1 protein-coding gene is annotated in these 1,925 nt (G+C 72.7%); it reads left to right on the top strand.

All coding sequences use genetic code 11. From position 1 onward, the window contains the following. Nucleotides 1-107: 107 nt before the first annotated feature. Nucleotides 108-1,817: a cytochrome c biogenesis protein DipZ gene (locus AB0F62_RS42735; protein ID WP_361812310.1), complete on the top strand. Its 1,710-nt coding sequence runs from the start codon at nt 108-110 to the stop codon at nt 1,815-1,817. The last annotated feature ends 108 nt before the right edge of the window (nt 1,818-1,925 follow it).

The following is a 1,925-nucleotide window of genomic DNA, read 5'->3' on the forward strand; positions in this document are numbered from 1 at the left end:
CCAGTTTACGGCGGTTCCTCAGGGGGAGGGGACACCTCTGCCATGTCAGATGTCAACCGTGAGCACCCGCCCGGGTCCAGCCTCCCGGCGGGTAACCGGGGTCGCCCATGACGACCCCGCCGGAGGTCTTCTTGCTCACGCTGCTCTTCATCGGACTGGTCGGCGGTTTCATCACCGCCGTCTCACCGTGCGTGCTCCCCGTCCTGCCCTTGATCTTCCTCTCGGGCGGCGTTCCGGCCTCCGGGCCGGACGCGGGCCCGGCGCGCAGGAGCCGTCCGTACGCCGTCATGGCCGGGCTCGTCGTCAGCTTCAGCCTGATCACCCTGTTCGGCACCCTGGTGCTGGGCGCCCTGCCCGTGCCCCAGGACATCCTCCGGTGGGCCGGACTGGCGGTGCTGCTCCTGCTCGGCGTGGCGATGATGTTCCCGGCGGTGCAGGATCTGCTGGAGCGTCCCTTCGCGCGCATCGGGCAGCGGCAAGTGGGCGGCGGTCGCGGCGGGTTCTTCCTGGGACTCGCGCTCGGAACGGTGTACGTGCCCTGCGCGGGACCTGTGCTCGCCGCCATCACCGTCGCCGGCGCCACGCACCGGATCGGCGTGGACACGGTCGTGCTCGCCGTCGCCTTCGCGGTCGGCACGGCGATCCCGCTGCTCTTCTTCGCCCTGGCCGGACGGAGGATCGGCGAGCGGGTGCGCGCCTTCCGCGAGCGGCAGCGCGGCGTCCGGTTCGTCGCCGGCCTGACCTTCGTCGTCCTGGCCTTCGGCCTCACCTTCAACGTCACCGACGCCGTGCAGCGTGCCGTCCCCGACTACACCTCCCGCATCAACGACGCGATCGCCGATCCGGGGATCGCCGGCGGGCTCGGCTCCTCGCGGAACCACGCGTTGCGCGACTGCGCCGAACAGCCCGCGCCCGATCTGCGCGACTGCGGGGCGGCACCGCCGATCTCGGGCATCCAGCAGTGGCTGAACACACCCGGGAACGCCCCGCTGACCAAGGACGCGCTGTCCGGCAAGGTCGTCCTGGTCGACTTCTGGGCGTACTCGTGCATCAACTGCCAGCGCGCCATCGAGCACGTCAACGCCTGGTACGGGAAGTACCGGTCCGACGGCCTCGAGGTGATCGGCGTGCACACCCCCGAGTACGCCTTCGAGCACGACCCCGGCAACGTCAAGGCGGGCGCCCGGCGGCTCGGCGTGGAGTACCCGATCGCGCTGGACAACGACTTCACGACCTGGGGCAACTTCGAGAACCAGGCCTGGCCCACCCAGTACCTGATCGACGCCCGGGGCCGGGTCCGGCACGTCGCCGTCGGCGAGGGCGGGTACACCACCACGGAATCACTGATCAGGAGCCTGCTCACCACCGCGCACCCCGGCATCGAACTGCCGCCCCCCACCGACGTGCCCGACAACACCCCGACCGACCGGAACCAGACGCCGGAGATCCCCCTGGGCGCGGGCCGCTCCGCCGCCGTGGTGAACGGCCCCCTGGCCGTGGGCACCGGGACCTTCCACTACCCGGAGGCCGTCCTCCCCGGCCAGGCCGCCCTGACCGGTACCTGGGACGCCGGTGAGGAGGCGCTCACCAGCGGGAGCGACGCGGGCATCAAGCTGAACTTCTTCGCCCGCGACGTCTACCTCGACGTCGGCGGCAAGGGGACCGTGACGGCGACCGTGGACGGGAAGACCAGCACCTTCGCCGTCTCCGGCGCGCCCGACATCCGTCGTGTGGTGAGCGGGAACTCGTCCCGGCTGGGCGACCTGACCCTGACGCTGTCCCCGGGGCTGACCGCCTACTCCTTCACCTTCGGCTGACGGGTCCCGGCCGGGGCGGCCCCCCCCCCCCCCCGGGGGGGGGGGCGGCCCCGCGGGGGTGGCCGGGGGGCGGTGCCCGCACCGCCCCGGGGCGGGCCCGGGGCGGCG

The organism is Streptomyces sp. NPDC026673 (assembly GCF_040638135.1).
GTDB lineage: Bacteria > Actinomycetota > Actinomycetes > Streptomycetales > Streptomycetaceae > Actinacidiphila.

Bases quoted from the DNA above. Each gene is read 5' to 3' on its own strand.
- AB0F62_RS42735 (WP_361812310.1), top strand. From the start codon at position 108: ATGACGACCCCGCCGGAGGTCTTCTTGCTCACGCTGCTCTTCATCGGA.